The sequence below is a fragment of the Exiguobacterium sp. Leaf196 genome, from assembly GCF_001423965.1.
Classification (GTDB): Bacteria; Bacillota; Bacilli; order Exiguobacteriales; family Exiguobacteriaceae; genus Exiguobacterium_A.
Genome location: NZ_LMPV01000007.1, coordinates 195,807 through 212,876, shown reverse-complemented (window position 1 = coordinate 212,876; position 17,070 = coordinate 195,807). Strand labels below are relative to the sequence as shown.

The 17,070-nt window shown below is 47.5% G+C and carries 13 protein-coding genes and 1 pseudogene; 10 read left to right on the top strand and 4 right to left on the bottom strand.

The window, feature by feature from the left end:
* The first annotated feature begins 49 nt into the window (after nt 1–49).
* Nucleotides 50–1,747: a GGDEF domain-containing protein gene (locus tag ASG02_RS10360; protein ID WP_056063169.1), complete on the top strand. Its 1,698-nt coding sequence runs from the start codon at nt 50–52 to the stop codon at nt 1,745–1,747.
* Nucleotides 1,748–1,844: 97 nt separating this feature from the next.
* Here ASG02_RS10360 and ASG02_RS10355 read toward each other — a convergent pair whose 3' ends face one another.
* From ASG02_RS10355 to ASG02_RS10340, 4 genes are all read right to left on the bottom strand, one after another.
* Entirely contained in the window at nt 1,845–2,495 is a 651-nt protein-coding gene (locus tag ASG02_RS10355) for a homing endonuclease associated repeat-containing protein (RefSeq protein WP_035410251.1), read from the bottom strand.
* A gap of 269 nt (nt 2,496–2,764) precedes the next feature.
* A complete protein-coding gene (locus ASG02_RS10350) occupies nt 2,765–4,414 on the bottom strand; it encodes a peptide ABC transporter substrate-binding protein (RefSeq protein WP_056063166.1) in 1,650 nt (549 codons plus the stop codon).
* A 330-nt stretch (nt 4,415–4,744) separates the two neighbouring features.
* Nucleotides 4,745–5,194 carry a thioredoxin-dependent thiol peroxidase gene (gene bcp, locus ASG02_RS10345; RefSeq protein WP_056063163.1) on the bottom strand — a complete coding sequence of 150 codons (450 nt, stop codon included), beginning with the start codon at nt 5,192–5,194 and terminating at the stop codon, nt 4,745–4,747.
* 13 nt (nt 5,195–5,207) lie between these two features.
* Nucleotides 5,208–6,047 carry a hypothetical protein gene (locus ASG02_RS10340; protein WP_056063160.1) on the bottom strand — a complete coding sequence of 280 codons (840 nt, stop codon included), beginning with the start codon at nt 6,045–6,047 and terminating at the stop codon, nt 5,208–5,210.
* Between the two features lie 121 nt (nt 6,048–6,168).
* Between ASG02_RS10340 and ASG02_RS10335 the strand changes: the two genes are divergently transcribed.
* The 9 genes and pseudogenes from ASG02_RS10335 to rlmD all read left to right on the top strand — a co-directional run bounded on the left by ASG02_RS10335 (nt 6,169) and on the right by rlmD (nt 16,970).
* Nucleotides 6,169–6,456 carry a HesB/YadR/YfhF family protein gene (locus tag ASG02_RS10335; protein ID WP_035410238.1) on the top strand — a complete coding sequence of 96 codons (288 nt, stop codon included), beginning with the start codon at nt 6,169–6,171 and terminating at the stop codon, nt 6,454–6,456.
* A 130-nt stretch (nt 6,457–6,586) separates the two neighbouring features.
* On the top strand, nt 6,587–8,131 hold the full coding sequence (gene pruA, locus ASG02_RS10330; protein ID WP_029342578.1) for an L-glutamate gamma-semialdehyde dehydrogenase: 1,545 nt from the start codon (nt 6,587–6,589) through the stop codon (nt 8,129–8,131).
* A gap of 78 nt (nt 8,132–8,209) precedes the next feature.
* Nucleotides 8,210–9,721 (top strand): sodium/proline symporter PutP, encoded by a 1,512-nt coding sequence (gene putP, locus ASG02_RS10325; RefSeq protein ID WP_056063157.1) that lies wholly within the window; start codon nt 8,210–8,212, stop codon nt 9,719–9,721.
* 128 nt (nt 9,722–9,849) lie between these two features.
* Nucleotides 9,850–11,079: pseudogene (locus tag ASG02_RS10320) on the top strand (Nramp family divalent metal transporter); the annotation flags it as partial.
* Between the two features lie 200 nt (nt 11,080–11,279).
* Entirely contained in the window at nt 11,280–11,570 is a 291-nt protein-coding gene (gatC, locus tag ASG02_RS10315) for an Asp-tRNA(Asn)/Glu-tRNA(Gln) amidotransferase subunit GatC (protein WP_023469336.1), read from the top strand.
* Nucleotides 11,571–11,585: 15 nt separating this feature from the next.
* The gene (gene gatA, locus ASG02_RS10310; RefSeq protein ID WP_056063150.1) at nt 11,586–13,028 is read left to right on the top strand and encodes an Asp-tRNA(Asn)/Glu-tRNA(Gln) amidotransferase subunit GatA; all 1,443 of its coding nucleotides are present in this window, start codon (nt 11,586–11,588) and stop codon (nt 13,026–13,028) included.
* Nucleotides 13,029–13,042: 14 nt separating this feature from the next.
* Nucleotides 13,043–14,476: an Asp-tRNA(Asn)/Glu-tRNA(Gln) amidotransferase subunit GatB gene (gene gatB / locus ASG02_RS10305; protein WP_056063148.1), complete on the top strand. Its 1,434-nt coding sequence runs from the start codon at nt 13,043–13,045 to the stop codon at nt 14,474–14,476.
* A 147-nt stretch (nt 14,477–14,623) separates the two neighbouring features.
* On the top strand, nt 14,624–15,586 hold the full coding sequence (locus ASG02_RS10300) for a diacylglycerol kinase (RefSeq protein ID WP_035410224.1): 963 nt from the start codon (nt 14,624–14,626) through the stop codon (nt 15,584–15,586).
* Nucleotides 15,587–15,611: 25 nt separating this feature from the next.
* On the top strand, nt 15,612–16,970 hold the full coding sequence (rlmD, locus tag ASG02_RS10295) for a 23S rRNA (uracil(1939)-C(5))-methyltransferase RlmD (protein WP_056063144.1): 1,359 nt from the start codon (nt 15,612–15,614) through the stop codon (nt 16,968–16,970).
* The last annotated feature ends 100 nt before the right edge of the window (nt 16,971–17,070 follow it).

Sequence of the window (17,070 nt, the reverse complement as noted above, 5' to 3'; positions counted from 1 at the left end):
GATTTCCAGTAATATACAACTACATACTTAAGAGGAAGGGGAATGTTTTGTGCGTCGTTTTCAACAATATCTCCTCCGAAGCTGGGTCGTTTTTTTCGTAATCGTCATTGGCATCGATCTTTTTGCGAAGTCAAAGGATTATAATCTCAGCATCGATTTGTTTACGTTCTTATTGATTGCCGCCTTGTCGACGATTTTCGTCATCGATCCTGTCCGCCGTCGTCATATGAGTTTTACTTTTCATTTTGGATTTGTTCTCTTTACGTTCTTATCATATGGTTTGTTATCAGCGATTTTCGTCGGTCAACTGACGATGCTCATCTATCAGTTGCGGACGATCCATACGCCGATCGGACGTCGTCGGATGTTGCACAACTATCCGTTCAATGTCGCGCTCGAGTTGTTTCTGATCGTGCCAGCAGGTCTTGCTTATAATGCCCTAGGTGGAACACACGGAGACGCATTCCTGTTGACAGAAAACATCGTTCCGTTACTAGCGATGGTCGCGATCCTTTGGATCGTACTCTTGTTACAATACCAGTTATCTCGATTTCTTCTCGGAGAAAACATTCCGAGTGACGTCATGTTCCAGCTCTTACGCTTTGAAGCAGTCGTCATCACGGCAGAACTGTTATATGGGATCTTCAGTACACTCGTTGTCCAAGGGAATGGGAATAGTGGACTCGTCATGGCAGCATTTGCATTGTTCATCATCAAACGAGCACTCGGGAGTTCGGTCGAAGCGTCTGATCGTATCGAACATTGGGAGCAGATTGAGCGATTGAAAGAAGCAGCTTGGAAGGACGGCGATGCACAGTTCATCATCGAGCGGTATCTGCGACAGCTCAACCAATTCGTCAAACCGGATATTGCTTGGATTAAGTTTGATTTTGAAGAAGGCAAGCAGACTGTCTACTATTCGTTGAAGGATGGACGAAAGTTAAAAGCAGATCATGTCGAAGGACGAATCATTGAAGATATCATCGAAAAAGAAGAAGTCCTTCTTTACGGTATGCAACAGGAATGGGATATTCGTCTGTACGATTGTCTGCCAGAAGAAACACAATCTGTCCTCTTCATCCAACCGGAGGCGACGGAGACGATTAACTGTTCCTTATTCCTTGCGTCCCATGCGAGTGGAGAGTTCACGAAGGATTTCGGATACGAGTTATACCGCGCTTTACGTGTTCTATCGTGGGCCGTTGAACGAGCGCACGAGCGAGAACGGTTATTGACGGATAGTCGAACAGATGCGATGACAAAATTGCCAAACTATCGTGCGCTACAAGAGTGGGGCGATCGTCGTATTAAACAACGCGATCTGTATCCGTTCTCTGCATTGATGATTGATTTGGATCACTTTAAACAAATCAATGATACGTATGGTCATGAAGTCGGAGATGTCGTTTTATTTGAAGTCGCGAAGTTATTGATGCAAGCAACACGAATCACGGATCTCGTTGCGCGTTACGGGGGAGAGGAATTCGTCATCTTGCTACCAAATACGGATCTTGATTCCGCACAAATCGTTGCAGAACGGATTCGTGAGACGTTACATGCGCATCCTATTTTAGTTGAAGGTCACACCCTTCAGATCACAGCAAGTATCGGGATCGATACGTTAAAGGAACTTGGGGATCTCGCGAGTCTGATTCGAAATGCGGACCGGGCGATGTACGTCGGTGCCAAGTTCCAAGGACGCGATCGTGTCGCATCGTATCAGGAGTGGAAAGAGAAGGTCATTTAAAGAAGCGAATAGAAGGTGGCGGATGCGTCACCTTCTTTTTTGATGTAAAAAATCCTTCCAGTTCAAATGAACGAGAAGGATTGAAGAAGGTATAAGTTCATTGGGCTTGTTGTTTACTAAGGCGAATCTCGTTTTCGATCGCATGGATCGCGGCTGACCAAGACCCATAGCGATGAAGTAAGGCTTTCGTCGATGGTTTGTTGTTTCGCTTTGCCCATTCTCGATATGCTTCAAAGGAGAGGGAGAAGCCAACTTCTTCGATTGCTTGACGCAGGGAAGCAGCAAGTTCAGCTTTTGAATAGGTGACACTTGCTTCGAGTCCTGCTGCGGTACAGGCGTCATGCCATGAACCGAACATCTTGACGATATGATAGTGACTCGGGGCATGATGGACGGATTTACGCCACATTTGATACTTTTTGAGCGTGATCGTCGAGCCGACGTCTTGTGCATACCGTTCGAATGACTTTAAGATCTCGTCTTTCGTGTATTTAGGTGCACGCTCGAGTTCCTCCGGCTGTTGATCGACATTCCACTCGTATCCAGCAGCAGATAAGGCTTCTGGCCATGAACCGAATTGACGAATGATGTTTTCTGGCTGAGGCCAGTCATTCACGAGAGCATAACGGCGATAGACAGTGCGGCGTGGACGATCCTGGATGAGTTCACCGACCGCGCGGATGGCTTCAATCATCTCAAGTTGCTCTTCTGTATAACTCTGTTGACTCGTAAGTACACGTTGCTTCATGAGTGAGTCCTCCTTCCTAGTTCGATGTAATATTGAGGCAAAAGTCCTCTGTATTAGATATATCGGTACATTTCCATTAATTATGAATAATTCCCGCAAAATATTGTAAATAAAGTGAATCGGATTCTTTGCTTAGTATAAATGGAATTCATGGAAATGAAAACAGAATGACACGAAATTTTAATTCTATTCAGAAAAATAGGACAAACGGCTCATATGGAAAAAAAGACCAGACACGCTCGTCAGCGAATCTGGTCTTCGGGTATAACTTATTTTCCTTCAATGGAAGCCCATTTGTACGAAGTATCCGCACCAACTTTGTGGTTGACGACTCCTTTGACATACGGTTTACGTAGGAAGGATGCTCCACGTTGGTACATGACTGAGATGGCTTGATCATCCTCAAGGAGTGTTTTCTCAGCATCTTTCAGTGACTGCCAACGTTTTGCTGCATCGACTTCTTTTTGAGCCGATTTGATGAGTGAATCATACTTATCGCTTGTGTACTTACCACGGTTGTAAGGTCCACCTGTTACCCACATATCGAGGAACGTCATCGGATCCTGATAGTCAGGTCCCCATCCTGCGAATGACAGTTCGAACTCACCTTTTGATTCAAGATCCAATTTGTTCTTGAACGGTTGTTGTTTGATCGTGACTTCAAGACCTGGAAGGTTTTTCTCCCACTCGCCTTTGAGATACTCAGAGATTTTCTTCGAGTTGTCATCATCGTACGAAAGAAGCTCGAGTTTCACCGATTTCTTACCGACTTCTTTGAGACCTTTTTCGAACGATGCTTTGGCTGAAGAAGCGTCGTATGACCCGAAGCCTTCGTTGCCGTCACGGAAGTCTTTACCGTCTGGACCTTTTGCGAAGTCTTTTGGTACGTAGTAGTATGCAGGGATTGAACCGTTGTTCAAGAGGACTTTCGCCATCTGCGCTTTATCGTATCCCGAATCGATCGCTTTACGGATATCCTTGTTTTTCAAGAGTTCATTCTTGAAGTTCATTTGGATGTAGTACATTGACGCATCAAGACGCGTATCGAACTCTTTGCTATCTTTGTACTGATCAACGAACTCGCTCGTCAGACCGACTTGGTCGACATCACCTTTTTCGTAAAGGTTGACGCTCGTTGAGACTTCCTTAACGATTTTGAAGTTGATGTCGTCGAGCTTGACGTTGTCTTTATCCCAGTACTGGTCGTTCTTCTTAAAGCTCCAGCCGACTTCCGTCTTCCAATCCGAGAGGGTGAATGGTCCGTTGTAGAGGAATGTATCCGGCTTCGTCGCGAAGTTTTTCCCTTGTTTTTCGACGAATTCTTGCTTGAGCGGCATGAATGAACCAAAACCAGTCAATGATTTGAAGTATTCAGCCGGTTGCGTCAACTTGACTTCGAGTGTTTTGTCGTCGACCGCTTTAACTGCAACGTCATCTGCTTTCCCTTTACCCGTGTTGTACGCTTCCGCACCGTCGATGATATACATGATATACGCATATTGCGAACCGCTCTTCGGATCGAGGACGCGTTTCCACGCATATTCGAAGTCTTTTGCTGTGACATCGCTGCCATCCGACCATTTTGAATCACGAAGTTTGAACGTGTATGTAAGTCCATCTTCCGAAACATCTACACTCTCAGCAACACCTGGTGTTGCCTCTTGTTTGTCGTCAAGACGGAACAGACCTTCTTGAACGTTGTTCAATACCGTGAAGGATACAGAGTCCGTTGCGACTGTCGGGCTAAGAGCCGGAATGTCTGAACCGCTCGTTAAGTTCAAGACTTGTTTGTCTGAAGTTTTGTCGCCTGACGTCGAGCCGCCTTCTTTTTTACCTTCATCTGTCGTCGAACATGCCGCAAGACTTGATCCAGCGATTGTCAGTGCTCCGACGAGTGCGAGTGCCTTTTTCTTCTTCATAAAGTAAATCCCTCCCAAAAGAAATAGATATATATGGTGAAACGATAAGAACCGATAGGATAGCGATCCGGTGTCCGACTAAAAATAAGAGGGGTCATCGCCTTTTATTCTTAAGCTATGGAAAGCACCGGATCAACTTGTTATCAATAATAAATACAATATTCAGAAAAATCAATAGGATATTTTCAGATTATTTCAAAATCATTAAATTTGTGTGTTATACCAACGTTTCCTTACATGAAATTATTTTTATGTAAGGATAAAATTAGGAATATTAATAATCTGCACATACAAAAAGAACCAGTTGAATGATTCAACTGGTTCTTCGAATTATTTCCGTTCTTGTACGTATTGAAGTGCTTCTGCGACGTGATCTTTTACTTTCACACTACGCCATTCCTTGACGATTTCACCGGATTCATCGATTAAGAAAGTCGAGCGTACGATTCCATAATATTCCTTACCGTAGTTCTTCTTTAATTGCCAGACGCCATATTGTTCACAGACTTCGTGATCGACATCTGATAACAATTGAAACGGTAATTCGTATTTCGCGATAAAGTTCTGATGACGCTTCTGGCTATCAGCGGAGACGCCGAGAATGACGGTGTTGTTCTCTTCAAAAGCTTGCGTCGCATCTCGGAAATCACATGCCTCGGTCGTACAACCCGGCGTTGAATCCTTTGGATAGAAATAAAGTACGACTTTTTTTCCGCGATAATCCTCAAGGGAGATTGGTTCTCCTTGTGCATTTGGAAGGGTGAATGTTGGTGCTTGCATGAAAAACTCCTCCTTATCCTAATTCCATGTTTAATTGATCCGCATATTTTTCAAGCTTCTTTTGAAGGCTTTCTTTTAACGGATCGAGTGCGATCAAGTACTTCTCATAATCCGTACCGGCTTTCGCTGTCTTCATGAGGAGAGGCTGTTCTTCCTCATACCAATCCGCATAGTCTTGATAGTAATCAACAAGCGTCTCAGGGTTTCCTTCATTCTTCAGCGCCTCACCGTAAATCATCAGAATGTTACTGTTCATCTCAAGCGCCATATAATCCGTTTGCGCATTGACGCGAGAGAAGACGGCATCCTGTTCTTTTTCATCCGTTTTCCCGATTTCGTCTGCTGCTTTCGCATTGACACCATACTCATCGGCGTTAAACCCAGTGAACAGATCACCAAGCGTCGAGAAAACGGCCGGGTCGAACGTCGTCGGTGTCAGAACGATCTTCCACTCATCGTCTTTCTTCAATAACAGCTTCGATCCGCGGTTCGGGAGAATTGCTCCCTTCGCATCCTTGAATTCATGGATGATATAAGCGACGTCGCCCTTTTGGAACGACTTGACGATTTTACCAGGAATGACGTTCAAGTTCTTCGCACCAACGGCGAGGGGTTCAAGTTGTTTTGCATCACCTGTATATTCAATCGATGCGAGGTCTTTCGCATCTGCTCGTCCCGATTGACCGAGCGTTTTTTCATAGGTTTGATAGATATCGAGAACGGCTTGTTCAGCCTTCTGTTGTTTCGTTTCCGTCGTCTTCGGGGATTTGGTATTTGTAGAAGACGGGGAATCGTTTCCGCAACCGACGAGTACGAGACTGGTCGCAAGCAGCACTACGAGCGATCGTTTCATTCGAATTCCTCCTAGATGGGTGTTCCTTGATGATTTCATAGCTAATCTTGTCTCTACCATACAGGAAATTCGCTTTTTTGAGTAGGATATCGGTACACTAAACGAAAGGGGAGTGATAGATATGAAAATTCATATTACAGACGAGGCATTGCAATACTTTAAAAATGAGATGGAAGCACAATCGGGCGATACGATTCGCTTTTTCGCAAAATATGGTGGATCAACGGATTTAACGCAAGGTTTCTCCGTCGGCGTTCATATGGAAGAAGTCGAACGGGCAGCGGTCGAGGAAGTCGTCGACGGTATTCATTTCGTCGTATCTGACCAAGATGACTGGTTATTCCAAGGACAAGACGTCAAAGTCTCGATCGAAAACGAAGAGATTGTTTTTTCACAAGCGAAGGAATGATAGAGGAACGAGGAGAGACCGAATCGGTCGCTCCTTTATTTTTTTGACTAGAATAATTGTAAGCGGACTCATGCTTCTGTACAATGGAGAATGTAAGCGATTTAAAGTAGAGATTAAAGGGGGAATAGAGATGATTCCGTACAAACACGAACCATTCACGGACTTCTCACAAGAAGCAAACAAGAAAGCGTTCGAAGAGGCACTTGCACTCGTCACGCAAGAACTCGGCAAAGATTATCCGCTCGTCATCGGTGGAAAACATGTGACGACGGAAGATAAAATCGTCTCCGTCAATCCGGCCAACAAAGAAGAGATCGTCGGACGTGTCTCAAAAGCGACACAGGAACATGCAGAAGAAGCGATGCAAGCAGCAGTCACAGCCTTCGAAACATGGAAATTCGTCAATCCGTCTGTACGTGCGGACGTCCTATTCAAAGCAGCGAACATCATCCGTAAGCGGAAGCATGAGTTCTCTGCCTACCTCGTCAAAGAAGCAGGGAAGCCTTGGAATGAAGCGGATGCGGATACAGCAGAAGCAATCGACTTCCTCGAATACTACGCACGCCAGATGCTCGTCTTAAAAGACGGCAAAAAAGTCGAGAGTCGTCCAGGCGAATACAACCGTTACGATTACATTCCACTCGGTGTCGGTGTCATCATCTCACCATGGAACTTCCCACTCGCGATCATGGCTGGAACAGCCGTCGCAGCAATCGTGGCAGGGAACCCGATCCTCTTGAAACCAGCATCGACGACACCGGTCGTCGCAGCGAAATTCGTTGAAGTGATGGAGCAAGCTGGTCTTCCGGCAGGCGTCTTGAACTTCGTACCCGGTTCAGGAGCAGAAGTCGGCGACTACCTCGTCGATCACCCAAAAACACGTTTCATCAGCTTCACGGGATCACGTGATGTCGGTCTTCGCATCAATGAGCGGGCATCAAAACTGAACGAAGGTCAAATCTGGCTCAAACGTGTCATCGCGGAAATGGGCGGAAAAGATACGATGGTCATCGATGAGTCGGCTGACCTCGATTACGCAGCGGACATGATCACGAAAGCGGCATTCGGATTCTCAGGTCAAAAATGTTCAGCTTGTTCACGTGTCGTCGCACTCGACTCTGTCTATGACGAGTTGCTCGAAAAAGTCGTCGCGAACACGAACAAACTCAGCATCGGTAACCCGACGGATGTCTCAAACAATGTCGGACCAGTCATCGATGCAGCAGCCTTCAAGAAAATCACGTCATACTTCGACGTCGCAAAAGAAGAAGGACGCATCGTCGCAGGTGGTACGGCTGACGATTCAACAGGATTCTTCGTCTCACCGACAGTCGTCGCGGACGTTCAACCAACGGATCGTTTGATGCAAGAAGAAATCTTCGGACCAGTTGTCGCCTTCACGAAAGCGAAAGATTTCAAAGAAGCAATCGATATCGCAAACAACACGGAATACGGATTGACAGGTGCTGTCATCACGCAAGACCGGACGAATCAAGAGTACGCACGTGCGAACTTCCACGTCGGTAACCTCTACTTCAACCGGGGTTGCACAGGCGCAATCGTTGGCTACCAACCATTTGGTGGGTTCAACATGTCAGGTACGGATTCGAAAGCGGGCGGACCGGATTACTTGACTTTACATCTTCAAGCAAAAACTACTTCAGAAATGTTCTGAAATGGTGTTTAATAGATGAAACGGGTGTGCGACCTGCACACCCGTTTTTCTTATATCACGGAAAAAGGGGGAGCAAGGATGAACGGAATGTGGTTCGCGATTTTGCTATATCTCGGCCTGATGGTCGCACTTGGCGTCATTGCGTATTATCGGACGAAGAACATGAATGACTATATGCTTGGAGGACGTACGATCGGTCCCGTCGTCACGGCGCTCTCTGCAGGAGCAAGTGACATGAGTGGGTGGCTGTTGATGGGCTTACCGGGTGCGATGTATGCAACTGGTCTGTCCAGTGGATGGATTGTCGTCGGATTATTACTTGGCGCCTATGCCAACTGGTTACTCGTCGCGCCTCGTCTGCGTGCGTATACGGCACATGCAGGGGATGCAATCACGATTCCCGATTACTTTGAAAAACGATTCCACGATAAAAGTGGTGTTTTGCGTACCGTTTCAGCTGGAGTTATTTTAATATTCTTTATAATGTACGCATCAAGTGGTTTTGTCGCAGGTGGTCGTTTATTCGAAGCTGTCTTTGGTCTTGAATATACAACAGGTCTTTGGATTCTCGCAGGCGTCGTCATTGCGTATGTCTTCCTCGGTGGTTTCCTTGCCGTCAGTTGGACGGACGTCGTGCAAGGGATGATCATGGTCATCGCGTTGCTGATCGTACCAGCTGTCGCGCTGACTTTAAGTGGTGGGATTAATGATACACTGGAGACGATCCGGTCGACAGGCGGCTCGAAACTGGAACTGTTCAAAGGGACGACGACGATCGGTATCATCTCGCTTCTCGCGTGGGGACTCGGCTATTTTGGACAGCCGCATATCATCGTTCGTTTCATGGCGATTCGTAACTTACATGAGATGAAGTCGGCGCGTCGTGTCGGGATGATTTGGATGACGTTCTCGATCGTTGGTGCAATGGTGACGGGCTTGATCGGATATGCCTATTACACGCAACAAAGTGCAGGATTAAAAAATCCAGAGAATGTCTTCATTCAATTATCACGTGACCTTTTCCCAGGGTTCATTACAGGGTTGTTGCTTGCCGCCTTACTTGCTGCGATCATGTCAACGATTTCAACGCAGCTGCTCGTTTCTTCAAGTGCGGCAACGAATGATTTCTATCACCGTTTCTTTAAACGTGATGCTTCAGACCGTGAATTGATGTTGATGGGGCGTGCTATGGTTCTTGTCGTAGCATTACTTGCAATTCTCTTATCGTTCGGAGCACAGAAGTCGATCTTGACGCTTGTCGGATACGCGTGGGCTGGTTTTGGTTCAGCGTTCGGTCCGGTCGTGCTGTTCAGCTTACTGTGGCGCCGGATGAACAAGACGGGAGCACTTGCTTCAATGGTTACGGGATCCGTCGTCGTCATCGCTTGGATCCTCATTAACCAAAATGTAGATGGATTACCATCGTATATTTCGGAAATGTACGAGATGATTCCAGCATTCATCGCTTCGACGATCGCGCTCGTTATCGGTAGTCTCGTGACGAAGGAACCAAGTCAAGCCATCTATGATGAATTCGATCAAGTACAAGCACAACTAAAAGGTGCAGAGCCTGAGCGAAAAATCGTCTAAATAACAGAAAGGGGTGTTTCCTGAGTAAAGGAGACATTCCTTTTTTGTTTACTTGATACGTTATTATTTACCATAAACATATTTGTTGCGCTTACGCAAAATGAGCGTATAATAAAAAACAAAAAAGTGAGGTGAATGAGATGGTGACACAGCCACTTACACAAGACGTACCCAAAAAACGGACATATATCGGACCGGCGTTCGTTGCTGCCGTCGCGTATCTCGATCCGGGAAACTTTGCAACGAACATGACAGCAGGTGCTCAATATGGCTATTTATTGCTCTGGGTCATCGTTGCCTCGAACTTGATGGCCGTCGTCATTCAGTTCCTATCAGCCAAACTTGGAATCGTCAGTAATCTCAGTTTAGCGGAGGTGATTCGAGAAGAGTTATCGCCGGTCTATCGCTTCTTTTACTGGGTACAAGCGGAACTCGTCGCAATGGCGACCGATCTCGCGGAGTTCGTTGGAGCCGCACTCGGATTTCATTTACTGTTTGCGATCGACTTACGTATGGCGGCGCTGTTGACGGCAGTCTTATCATTCGTCATCCTCGGATTCGAGCAAAAGGGACTTCGACATTTCGAAGCCGTCATCGCGGTGCTTGTTTTAATCATCGCTGCCGCTTTTGCAATTGAAGTGTTTGAAGTTCATCCGGTCTTTCGCGATCTATCGGCAGGATTGGTACCGGGATTTGAAGGTACGTCGAGCATCGTGCTTGCTGCCGGTATGCTCGGAGCAACCGTCATGCCACATGCGATCTATCTTCATTCCGATTTAACGAAGCGACGGATGGGACATGTTGCAAACAAAATACCGCTGTTACGAATCCAACGCTTCGATATTTGGGGAGCGATGCTGATCGCCGGAGCTGTCAACGGAGCAATGCTCGTCATCGCGGCCAGTGTATTTTACGGTACGAAATATCAAGCTGGTTCACTTGAAGAGATCTATGAGGGACTTCATGTCACGCTTGGTGGCATCGCGCCGTATCTGTTTGCAATTGCCTTACTCGTTTCAGGTCTTGCATCATCGAGTGTCGGTACGATGTCAGGTGACGCAATCATGCGCGGATTCCTCCATCTTCAATTGCCGTTGTTCGTTCGACGGACTGTGACGATGTTACCGGCGATTTTGTTGCTCTTTTCCGGTTTTGATCCGACACGAGCACTTGTCCTGAGTCAGGTCGCTTTATCGTTCGGGATTCCGTTCGCGCTCATCCCTTTGATTCGGGCGACAGCGAGTGAACGGTACATGGGAGAACATCGAAACAGTCATTTCATGAACGCGTTGGCATGGATCATCGTCTCGATCGTCATCGTCTTCAATATCTATTTACTCTTTGATGTCTTAGTATGAATATTCAGTATTTTTGTTTCGTCTGATTTAAACCGGGTATTTCATAACTAGAAGCTTTCCGCCCGGAAGCTTTGCTACCCCTATAAGGACGATGGTGCGGACCTCCCCCCGATGCACCATCGTCTTTTTTGTCTGGACAAAAAGTGCTATGATTAGAAATAGTGTAAAATATATCGCAAAAGTTCCGGAGGTGGAATGACATGGCAAAGATTAATGAGGAGCAAGTCCGCCACGTGGCGCATTTGGCACGCCTTGCCGTGACAGATGAAGAAGTAGCACAATTCACAGGACAACTCGAGAAGATTCTTGGGTTCGCTGAACAATTAAATGAACTCGATACGACAGGCGTCGAACCGACGACTCATGTCCTCGATTTAAAGAACGTCCTACGTAAGGACGAAGTACGTCCATCACTTCCGCGTACGGAAGTAGAACGACTCGCACCCGATTGGGAAGACGGACAAGTCCGCGTCCCAGCGGTGTTCGAATAAGGAGGAAATGACCCGATGTCACTTTTTGAACATGGTGTCAAAACATTACACACACTCATTCAGGATGGCGAAGTCAAAGCTTCTGAACTCGTCAAGGAATCCTTTGATCAAATCGACCGCGTCGACGGAAAAATCGGTGCGTTTCTCTCATTGAATGAAGAAGCGTTCGAGCAAGCGAAACGAATGGATGATGTCGCGAAACACGAAGCGAACCCACTGTTTGGTCTTCCAATCGGCGTCAAGGATAACATCGTCACGAAAGGAATGACGACGACATGTGGTTCGAAATTCCTTGAGAACTTCGTACCAGCACATGATGCGACGGTCGTCGAGCGTCTGCATGAAGCAGGGGCAATCACAATCGGGAAGTTGAACATGGATGAGTTCGCAATGGGTTCTTCAAACGAGAACTCAGCGTACAAACCGGTTCGCAATCCATGGAATACAAAACACGTTCCAGGCGGTTCTTCGGGTGGTTCAGCAGCTGCTGTCGCAGCAGGCGAAGTCTTGTTCAGCCTCGGTTCGGATACAGGTGGTTCGATTCGTCAACCGGCTGCCTATTGTGGTGTCGTCGGTTTGAAACCGACTTACGGTCTCGTCTCACGTTTTGGTCTCGTTGCGTTCGCATCGTCCCTTGACCAAATTGGTCCGTTGACACGAACAGTCGAAGATAACGCGTATCTTTTGAGCGCGATCGCAGGACACTGTGAGATGGATTCGACGTCTGCGAACATTGCAGCAACGGATTATACACAAGCGTTGACTGGTGATATCAAAGGTTTGAAGATCGCTGTTCCGAAAGAATACTTCGGCGAGGGTGTCAGTGAAGGCGTCAAAGCCAACATCCGTGAAGCGATCCAAAAACTCGAAGCACTCGGTGCAACGGTTGACGAAGTCTCACTTCCGAACTCGAAATATGCGCTTGCGACGTACTACTTACTCGCTTCATCAGAAGCATCTTCGAACCTCGCACGCTTTGACGGTATTCGTTACGGAGTTCGTGCGGAAGCGGACGCACTTGAAGATGTCTTCAAGTATTCCCGTTCACAAGGATTCGGAGATGAAGTCAAACGCCGGATCATGCTCGGAACGTACGCGCTCAGCTCAGGTTACTACGATGCCTACTATAAAAAAGCACAACAAGCTCGGACGTTAATCAAAAAAGATTTCGAAGATGTCCTTGCGAACTATGACGTCATCATCGGACCAACAGCACCGACACCAGCATTCGAACTCGGTGCACAGCTCGATGACCCGGTCACGATGTATGCAAATGACATCTTGACGATTCCGATTAACTTAGCAGGTGTCCCAGCGATCTCGGTTCCAGCTGGATTCGTCGACGGTCTTCCGGTCGGCTTACAAATCATTGGAAAACATTTCGATGAGGCGACGATCTATCGCGCTGCGCATGCGTTTGAGCTTGCGACAGGTGGATTCGCGCTTCCGAAGTTATAAGGAGCGAATGTATCATGAACTTTGAAACGATCATCGGGATCGAGGTCCACGCCGAACTGAGCACGAACACGAAGATGTTCTGTGGTTGTGCGCGGGAATATGGCGCAGAGACGAACACGAAAACGTGTCCGATTTGTCTTGGACACCCGGGCGTCTTGCCGAAAATCAACGAAAAAGCCGTCGAACTCGCCGTTCGTGCAGCGATGGCACTCAACTGCCAAGTAGCCGATCAAACAAAATTCGACCGGAAGAACTATTTCTATCCGGATACGCCAAAAGCGTATCAAATCTCGCAGTTTGATCAACCAATCGGCTTTGATGGCTACATCGATGCGGAAGTCGATGGCGAAACGAAACGCTTCCGAATCGAACGTGTCCATCTGGAAGAAGATGCCGGTAAGATGAACCACACGGGTGCCAACCACTCGGTCGTCGACTTCAACCGGACAGGCGCACCGCTAATTGAGATCGTCAGTGAAGCGGATATGCGTTCACCGAAAGACGCGGTCGCCTACCTCGAACGTCTCAAAGAAGTCTTGCAATATGCAGGCGTCTCAGACGTCAAGATGGAAGAAGGATCACTCCGTTGCGACTGTAACATCTCGGTGCGTCCATACGGACAAGAGAAGTTCGGTACGAAAACAGAGCTCAAGAACTTAAACTCATTCGGAAACGTCTTAAAAGGGCTTGAGTTTGAAGAAGATCGTCACCGCAAGTTACTGCTTGCTGGTGGTGTGATGCGTCAAGAAACACTCCGTTTCGATGAGACGAAAAAACAAACCGTCCTCATGCGTGTCAAGGAAGGGGCGTCGGACTACCGTTACTTCCCGGAGCCTGACCTCGTCAAGCTTGTGCTAGATCACGATTGGAAAGAAGCGATTCGTGCCGGTATTCCGGAACTTCCAGATGCCCGTCGCGTTCGTTACCAAGAAGAACTCGGTCTTTCAGCGTATGACGCGAAACAATTGACGGTCACACGTGAGATGGCAGAGTACTTCGAAGCGACACTTGCAGCTGGTGCAGAGCCAAAAGCAGCAGCCAACTGGACGATCGGTGAGATCCAAGGTCACTTGAATAAATCGACGGAAACGTTCGAAACAGTCAAGATGACACCAGTGCGTTTGGCAGAGATGATCGACTTGATCGCAAGCGGCACGATTTCTTCGAAAATCGCCAAACAAGTCTTCACGGCAGTCATCGAAGAAGGTGTCGAGCCGCGTGCATACGTTGAAGCAAACGGTCTTGCACAAATTTCGGATGAAGGATTGTTGCGTGGTCTCATCGTCGAGATGTTCGAAGCGAACCCAGCCGTCGTCGAGGAGTTACTCGGTGGACGTGATCGGAAGAAAGGCTTCGTCATCGGTCAGATCATGAAGAAAACAAAAGGAATGGCAAACCCTGCTCTCCTTGATCAACTCTTCTACGAAGAGCTCGAAAAACTGAAATAAGTTGCACTTAAGATGGCGTCTGTCTCTCCCTCGCTGAGGTGAAGAAACGGACGCTGTCTTTTTTGGCTTTGTAATGTCTCGAGAGTTCATGTAGAATAAAACAGTTATGTATCAAATGAACGGTTGAGTCAAAAAGGAGAAAATCTTATGAGACCTAGAGCGCGCGTGATTTATAACCCGACTTCCGGGAAAGAGATGGTTAAACGAAATTTACCGTATATCCTCGACCGACTCGAAGCAGCGGGTTATGAGACATCTGTCTACTCGACGAAAGCGGTCGGCGATGCGACGTATGAAGCAGCACGAGCATGCGAAGCAGACTTTGATCTTGTCGTCGCTGCAGGCGGCGATGGTACGTTGAATGAAGTGATCAGCGGAATGGCAGCTTATAGCAAACGTCCAAAGCTTGGTGTACTACCTGTTGGAACGACGAATGACTTTGGTCGAGCGATGCGTATTCCGTTGACGATCGAAGGGGCGATGGATGTCATCTGCACAGGACATACGATGCCGGTCGATATCGGTAAGATCGAAGGGTCGACAGGCGTCCATTACTTCATCAACATCGCCGGTGGCGGCATCATGACAGAACTGTCGTACGAAGTGCCTTCAAAGCTGAAGACGGCACTCGGACAGCTCGCGTACTATGTCAAAGGGATGGAGAAACTTCCGCAAATCCGACCAACATATGTCGAACTGGAGCATGAAAAGGGTATATTCAAAGGAGAAGTCATGTTGTTCTTGACATCCAATACGAACTCTGTCGGCGGATTCGAGAAGTTGTCACCGAACGCGTCACTTAACGACGGTCGGTTTGATCTCTTCATCCTGAAGAAATGTAACCTCGTCGAATTAATTCGTGTCATGCGTCTTGCTTTAAAAGGGGATCATTTCTCGGACCCTTGCATCGAGCATGTCACGACCTCATTCGTCCGTATGAAGAACACATCAGAGATGAGTTTGAACATTGATGGTGAGTTTGGCGGCATCTGCGAAGGCGAGATGACGAATCTTCGCTCTCATTTCGAAGTCATGACACCAAAGTTCCGGATCGAAGAAATGGAACAGATTAATACACAACTACAAGAAGCAGAAATGAACCTCGCGTGAAGCGAGGTTTTTAAGGAGGATATTCATGATTCCAGTACAAAAGAACGATGAACACGTCGTCGAGATCGTCGACCTGACACATGAAGGATCAGGGGTCGCACGCATCGATGGATATACGGTCTTCATCCCAGGCGCATTGCCGACGGAGCAGGTCAAGATCAAGATCACGAAAACGACGAAGTCTTACGGATTCGGTCGCATCATCCGTCAAAAGACGAAGAGTGCCGATCGTGTCGAGCCACCTTGCCCAGTTTACAACCAGTGTGGCGGTTGCCAATTGCAACATTTGTCATACGACGCAGAACTCAAGTTCAAGCACAACCGCGTTCGTGACGCTTTCGCGCGCCTAGCAGGCCTCGAGATTCCGGTCCACGAGACGATGGGTATGGAAGATCCATGGGGTTACCGCAACAAGGCACAAGTACCGGTCGCGTTCCAATCAAACAAATTGATGGCGGGCTTCTATCAAAAACGGAGCCACCGGATCATCGATATGGACTACTGCTTGATCCAAAACAAAGAAAACGATGAAGCTGTCCAAGCGGTTCGTAAAGTCCTCGCTGACTTAAAAGTCCCAGCATACGACGAGAAGAAAAAAGCAGGTGTCATTCGTCATATCATGGCACGTCATGGCTACCATACGAACGAGTTGATGGTCGTTCTCGTCACGAAGGTCAAACAACTTCGCGGTATCGATAAAATCGTCGAAGGGATCTTAAAGGCGTTACCGAACGTCACTTCGATCCAGCACAACATCAACCCGGATGATACGAACGTCATTCTTGGGAAAAAGAACGTCGTCTTGTACGGACCGTCCGTCATTCGCGATCAAATCGCTGGTTTGACGTATGAGATCTCACCGCATTCGTTCTTCCAAGTCAACCCGCTGCAAACGGAGAAACTCTACGCGAAAGCGCTCGAGTATGCTCAGTTGACAGGAGATGAGACAGTCGTTGATGCATACTGTGGAATCGGTTCGATTTCATTGTCACTCGCAAAACAAGCGAAGCACGTCTATGGTATCGAAATCGTACCGCAAGCAATCGATGACGCACGCCGGAACGCACAAGCGAACGGTATCGAGAACGTGACGTTCGAGTACGGTGCAGCTGAGAAGGTCATGCCTGATCTCGTTAAAGCCGGTATCCAACCGGACGTCATCGTCGTCGACCCACCACGTAAAGGCTGTGACGAAGAGTTCTTACGTGCTGCAGCAGATGTCGCACCGAAGCGGATCGTCTACGTCTCATGTAATGCGTCGACACAAGCACGTGACGCGAAGTTGTTGACGGAGCTCGGTTATACACTCGTTGAAGTGACACCGGTCGATATGTTCCCGCATACGACACACGTTGAGAGCGTTGCCTTGTTCGTCCGTAACTAAAATCGTTCATGCCTCTTTCCATTAAGGAAGGAGGCATTTTTGTCTTTACGCTTAGCAATTAATGGGTGGGAACAAAAAATGAGAAACGGCTTTATTAAGC

Excerpts from the sequence above, each read along its gene's own strand:
- gatB (WP_056063148.1), top strand. The coding sequence starts at position 13,043 with ATGAACTTTGAAACGATCATCGGGATCGAGGTCCACGCCGAACTGAGC.
- ASG02_RS10300 (WP_035410224.1), top strand. The coding sequence starts at position 14,624 with ATGAGACCTAGAGCGCGCGTGATTTATAACCCGACTTCCGGGAAAGAG.
- rlmD (WP_056063144.1), top strand. The coding sequence starts at position 15,612 with ATGATTCCAGTACAAAAGAACGATGAACACGTCGTCGAGATCGTCGAC.
- ASG02_RS10355 (WP_035410251.1), bottom strand. The coding sequence starts at position 2,495 with ATGAAGCAACGTGTACTTACGAGTCAACAGAGTTATACAGAAGAGCAA.
- putP (WP_056063157.1), top strand. The coding sequence starts at position 8,210 with ATGAACGGAATGTGGTTCGCGATTTTGCTATATCTCGGCCTGATGGTC.
- ASG02_RS10340 (WP_056063160.1), bottom strand. The coding sequence starts at position 6,047 with ATGAAACGATCGCTCGTAGTGCTGCTTGCGACCAGTCTCGTACTCGTC.
- ASG02_RS10350 (WP_056063166.1), bottom strand. The coding sequence starts at position 4,414 with ATGAAGAAGAAAAAGGCACTCGCACTCGTCGGAGCACTGACAATCGCT.
- pruA (WP_029342578.1), top strand. The coding sequence starts at position 6,587 with ATGATTCCGTACAAACACGAACCATTCACGGACTTCTCACAAGAAGCA.
- ASG02_RS10335 (WP_035410238.1), top strand. The coding sequence starts at position 6,169 with ATGAAAATTCATATTACAGACGAGGCATTGCAATACTTTAAAAATGAG.
- gatC (WP_023469336.1), top strand. The coding sequence starts at position 11,280 with ATGGCAAAGATTAATGAGGAGCAAGTCCGCCACGTGGCGCATTTGGCA.
- bcp (WP_056063163.1), bottom strand. The coding sequence starts at position 5,194 with ATGCAAGCACCAACATTCACCCTTCCAAATGCACAAGGAGAACCAATC.
- gatA (WP_056063150.1), top strand. The coding sequence starts at position 11,586 with ATGTCACTTTTTGAACATGGTGTCAAAACATTACACACACTCATTCAG.